This is a genomic window from Psychromonas sp. Urea-02u-13, from assembly GCF_002835995.1.
Lineage (GTDB): Bacteria > Pseudomonadota > Gammaproteobacteria > Enterobacterales > Psychromonadaceae > Psychromonas.
In genome coordinates, this window is record NZ_PJBZ01000136.1 from 1 (window position 1) to 6287 (window position 6287).

Genomic DNA, 6287 nt, shown 5'->3' on the forward strand with positions numbered 1-6287 from the left:
TGTCATAAGATTTAAAACATCATTAGTGCCATTACCACCGTCAATACTGCCCGTAATTAACGAAGTAGCATCAACATTAATAATGTCATCATTATCACCGGCGCTAATGCTTACTGTGGTTGCGCTAATATTAAAAGTATCAACCTCATCGCCACCCATTAGGTTGCCAATCGCAGCGTCAATATTAAAGATATCCCCCCCACTGCCCGCCACTAAGTTGGCGAAATTACTGAAGCTAATCGAGCCCACTTGACCGCTGTTTGCCGTGGTTAATACATTCCAAGTATTACTGCTTGCATTACCCGCTTGCAGTGTATTAGCTGCGCCCGTTGACTGCGCCGTCACCGCTTCAATGTTAGACAGTGTTGAAAGGTCGAGCGTTTGCCCTGCCGTCATAAGATTTAAAACATCATTAGTGCCATTACCACCGTCAATAGACCCCGTGACAAGTGATGTGCTTTTAATATCAAAAACATCATCGCCTTCGCCACCCAGCACATCTTTAATGGAGGCGTTAACGGTAAATTCATCTTTACCGTCCCCACCCTGTAATACATCAATATTAGAGAAGATCACTGAATTGACAGTATTAGTGACTGTATTTGTTGTATCCACCGTCCAGCTATTGGTATTTGTTGAACTATTCCAGCCCACTAATTTATCATCATCTCCCGAAACACCATCAATAATCCCGGTCACATTGCCGTCAGTTTTTAATACAAAGGTATCACTACCCGTACCACCCGTTAGGTTACCAACCGTAGCACCAATGTTAAACGTATCACCCTCGCTGCCTGCGACTAACTCAGTAAACCCGAGGAACGTCAGGCCTGCCACGGTATTACCTAAATTGGTGATATCCCACGTATTCGCTTGCGCACTGCTGGCCTGTAGCTTGCTAGTACCGGTTTCGGCGCCAGTGAGAGTAATATTGCTAGACGTAAAATCACCACTGTGATTAATCGTGATTAAGGCATCTGCATTTAAAGCGCCATCTACATTAACCGCGACAACTCCTGTACCAGAAATGATATCGCCGTTTAAAGTGATCGTTGCTGTCCCGCCATCACTATTATCGGTGGCAGTCAGGTTAATAGTATTATTAGTGGTATTAAGCGTACCTACAGAAATATCGCTACCTGACACATCAATTGTAGTTGTGGCGGTTAATGCGCCGGTAGTAACCGTAGTCGCACCTTGAAGTTTGATTGAATTGGCATTAAGCGCTCCGACTGTAATCTCACTTGCTGCAACATCAATGATATTAGTGGCAGTTAATGCGCCGGTAGTAACCGTAGTCGCACCTTGAAGGTCGATTGAATTGGCATTAATGCCGCCATTGGCTTGAATGCCACCCGTTGCAGTAACGATCAGATCTGAAAGCGGGCTAGCATTACCAACTTCGCCTGTGAATTGAATATCTTTACCCGTTAAGGTCAGGTTTTGTGTGCCGTTTAAAGTAGACTTAAAACGAATATCACCACCGATACTGCCGGTTGTATTAATAGATATTGCTGCATTTTTCAGGGTAACCGCGCCATTAAAAATCACATCGCCACCCGCTCCTAATGTAGAAGCTGAACCATTAGCATCTAACGCACCGCCTTTATTCTCAATGTCACCAGCAAGCTCAATTGAATTTGCCGTCACTGTAATTGCTTGTGCAGCACCGCCCGCGCCGGTATTACCAAAGGCTTTACCGCCATTACTGGTAATGGTGTTTAGTTTAACTGTATCGATGGTAAAACCATCTTTGGCACCAATAGTGATTAAACCACTTTGTCCGCCATTAGCGGAATCACTTAATCTATTACTAGCCCCATCTGCATTGCCACCACTATTATTAATTTCATTTTTAATGTCAACAGTTCCAATTTCAGTTTGGATGGTAATATCACCAGCATTTCCTCCGGCTTTACCTTTACTGTCAGATTTTTGCTCTCCGTCAGCCCCTACTGCACTCATAATTCCATCAACGGTAATATTTGCTGTTGCAAATAGAGATATATCTCCAGCCTCTTTACCTTCTGCATTAAATGCCGTTCCAGCGTTACTCGTTAGCGCGCCAGTACTGATAAAACCATTGTTTGCTGTTAATGAAATGTTTCCACCTGCAGTATTTTTTTTACCTGTGGTATTAATCTGCTTGGTTGACAAAATAGTAATATTATCGCCACTGGCAGAAAATGATCCACCGTAAGTAAATATATCAGCATTAATATTAACATCGCCACCGAGGTGATCTGGATTCACACTACCGTCACCAGATAGATAGTTGCTATTGGCATTAAGTATGATATTTAATTTTTGTGAATCAGTTGTATCACTATCGTAAATATTGGCATTAATATTAATGTCATGATGAGCCAATAATTCAAGGGTTGCACTACCACCACCTGCTTTTAGATCCATGTCAAAGCTATCAACGAGTGTTATATTGCCACCTGTAGGTTCACTCGCCCCGTCACTGTTTCCACCACTCGTTTCAACGGTAACATAAGCCCCATCCCACAGTGCACTATATAAACTTTCTAGAGTGACGTTAGAGTTTCCACCATCATTAGTGAAAATATGCTCTGAACCCTGCCATTTATCATTTACATTAGATGCCGATGAGTTGGATATAGTGATATTGTAAGGGTCAATAAGCCATTCACCAGACTCTCCGTTTAGGGCAGAAACATTTACCTGTAAATCTAAATCCACAAATTCAGCAGAAGTCTCAACAAAACCACCATCGCCGCTTTGTACCCCTCCTTTTGCATTGATAGTGCCATATACCTTAGCGCTCTTATCCGCCCAAATTATTACTTCGCCACCATCACCAGCGCTTATTGCATCGGCATTAATAACAACATCCTTAGCAACAAAGGTACCCGAGGCGTTAGTCACTTGAATATTCTCACCACGATAATCACCACCAATCAGGACTTGACCACCACCTTCTACTCCCGACACATCAACAACAGATTGGTCAAATAAACCAACACTCCCTCCCAGCACTTTAATCTCACCACCTTTACCGCTATTGAGTCCTTGCGCAGAGGTCATACTGTTATCCGTTAACAGGGTCTTATCACGGCTGTTTAATTCAATACTACCCGCATCACCGACTGTTGAGTCAGCGCGCAACTCACCGCTGCTGGTCACATTTTCGCCGATCAGCACAATTTGACCAGCAGTTTGTGAATAGTCTCCCGTTGATACATCAACTAAGCCACTATTTAGCACATCGCTACCACCGCCGAGCGTAAAACTGCCGTCGGCATGCACCACGGCACTAGTGGCTTCATCAATACCCGCGTTCACTGCCTGTGAGAAAATGTCTTGACTGGTGCTTGCGGTTAATAATACCCGCCCGCCAGCTGCATTAATTTCGCCGCTATTCACCACAGCAGGGTCTATGCCTAACTCTTCTTGTAATATTTCTTTGCTAACACGTACGCCTAATACACCGCTTGAATCAAAGGTTAATACCGCTTGCTTACCAGCGGCTAAGGTTACCGAACCTAAATGCGCTTCAATTAACCCTTCATTAATAACTTGTTTACCAATTAATGCGACGTTGCCACCTACCCCATGTCCCTCCACAACAAGACCACCAAGCGACGCGTTAATTATGCCACGGTTAATAACGGTGCCTTCAGTGCCAACGACCTCATCAAAAATATAATCGCCATTCATAAAATCACTGGTATTCATATTCAGACCAGAGGCGATAATGCCACCGACATTCAATACAGAAGTATCGGTAAACACTAAACCATTAGGGTTAATTAAAATCACCTGCCCATTGGACTCGATTTTCCCGGCAATGGTCGAGCCATTAACACCTAAGATACGATTCAGCGCAATAGACTGCCCATTCGGTTGGATATATTTAACCACTTCCGTAGCATCAATATTGTAGCTATCCCAATCGATAGCAATATTTTGTGAGGTTTGCTTGATGATGGTCGCGAGATCATCTTTAGAAATAGTGCCCGTGCCTCCAACAATATCACCGCCCGTCGGGGCCGCCAGTGCAGGGGTAAAAAGGCTAGGTAAACTAAAACCCGCTAATGCAATACACACAGACAGTGCAGGACGCGAAAAAGCTAAGCGAGAGAGCCGCGATTTATGATACGTTTTAGGCACATGCTGAATAAGTTGATGGTGAAATTCCCCCATCAGTGACGTGCTCACTACTTGTATATTCGTTTTTTTAGCTAACGTAAAACGCGCAGTGAAAAATGGCAATAGCGATTTCATAACAACATCCTTATTCAAGAGACTTATCAAGCGACAAATCATATTTTTGCATCGTGCAAAGCATAAAAAATAAATCAACAACACTCAGAAACAACAAAGCCTTTTTGCTATAAACAAAAAGGCTTTGTTGTGAGCCGAACAAATACAGTTTAAGGCGTTACTACGCCGCTACCATCAGTAATAGTCCAACCTTTCCCTGTCAGGGTAGTTATGGCGTCATCAGCTTCACTATCACGAACACTCTCACCACCATGGAAGGACTGAGCACTCTGTACATTTTGTGCCGCTAAGCTATTAAGCAGTGCATTGTAGTTTTCTGTTGATAGTTTGGTACCTTCAAATATGTATTCAAAGTCCGCTACCAATTCGAAATTCCAACTACTGATATTTTGATCAAAAATAGAATATCGGAACATTCTATACATGTTCGTCACCTTACTTGTATCCCATTCACTTAAGTCTTGGTTGAATTTAGTGCTACCAGAAAACATATATTCCATATCAGTAACAGCACTGACATCCCAGCCACTGATATCTAGGTTGAATAAAGCTGTTTTGTCAAAGATTCCAGACATATTTTTTACATGACCAACATCCCAGTCGATCATATACAGATCACCATTAAAAAGATTAGTAGAAGAAAAAGCTGACTCGATGCTTTCAACTTGTCTCAAATCAGGCCAGTCAGTAGCGTTAGAGATAAAGTTAGGAGTGTCAAAAAATGCCAAATATAATGATTTTAGTTTAATATCTCCCCACTGTTCAATGGTTAATAATTTAGCATTATCATGTGTTTCATTAAAACTATCGCCAAAAAATAATTGTGGAAAACTTCCATTTTCTATGTTTTCACTGATTTCAATGGTTTTAATACCTGGCTCGGTATAGGTGCATAAAGCATCCTCTGCATTGAAAATCTTAATACCCTCATTAGAATCAGCTCCGCAGTTCACTTGGTAATGGTAAGTCTCAGCAAGGCCATCTGTTTCTATATTGATACCAATCTTAATATAGAATTCATCTGTTGCACTATTGTGGCCGTCTGCATCTACAGTATTACGAGTATCCCAAGTGGTAATAAACGGTCGAGGTGCAACGACACTCACAGTACGTATTGCGTTACCCACATTACCCGCTTCATCGGTTGCACTATAAGTAACGCTATATTCACCAATAGTATCTGCAACAATCGTATTAGCAGTGATGGTTACAACAGGTGCACTACTATCAACATTGTCCGTCGCAGTAGCGTTTAACTCTTTATAAACACGGCCTTGCCCTAAAATCACTGTTTCATTGCCGATTTTATCAGGGGTTAACGTAATAGTTGGTGGCGTTAAATCAGTCACCAATACAGAGCGCGTGGTCACTGTGTTATTACCTGAGCTATCGGTAGCGCTGTAGGTAATAATATAATTAGTGTCGAGTGCATTGACATCAACCGAATCAGCACCAGTAACGATTAACGCTACACTCACATCAAAATCATCTGTTACCGTTGCGCCTTGGTCAACATAATTGGCTTGATATGCATGTTTGAGGTTAGCATCCCCATTTAAGGTAATAACCGGCCCAGTGGTATCAACCGGCACAGGAGTAGGCGTTACTGGAACAGGTGTAGGCGTTACTGGAACAGGTGTAGGCGTTACTGGAACAGGTGTAGGCGTTACTGGAACAGGTGTAGGCGTTACTGGAACAGGTGTAGGCGTTACTGGAACAGGTGTAGGCGTTACTGGAACAGGCACAACCGGCGTTCCGCCACCACCACCGCCACCACAGGCGCTCAGTGTTATAAGGCTCACCAACATAACCGCAAGCGGCGCATTAGGTATAAAAGAAAAAGGTAATTGCTTCATAAAACATCCCTGTAAAAAAATAGAACGAAAATAGTTATTGTTTATCTTCTTGCTTAAATAATTTAACAACAGAAAACCATAAAAAAAAAGACAAAAATCAGTAGCTCAAATTTATCAGATTTCAAGCGCAATTGACATTAAAATAACTTAAAATGCACAACATTAAATAAAATAAAACAA

General features: G+C 42.2%; 2 protein-coding genes. Both read right to left on the minus strand.

The genetic code is table 11. The features are described from left to right. On the minus strand, positions 1 to 4251 hold a 4251-nt coding region (locus CXF74_RS20325; RefSeq protein ID WP_198552939.1), incomplete at its 3' end, for a beta strand repeat-containing protein. Between the two features lie 149 nt (positions 4252 to 4400). Beyond that, on the minus strand, positions 4401 to 6107 hold the full coding sequence (locus CXF74_RS20330) for a BspA family leucine-rich repeat surface protein (protein ID WP_101084351.1): 1707 nt from the start codon (positions 6105 to 6107) through the stop codon (positions 4401 to 4403). Positions 6108 to 6287 lie beyond the last annotated feature (180 nt).

Excerpts from the sequence above, each read along its gene's own strand:
- CXF74_RS20330 (WP_101084351.1), bottom strand. The coding sequence starts at position 6,107 with ATGAAGCAATTACCTTTTTCTTTTATACCTAATGCGCCGCTTGCGGTT.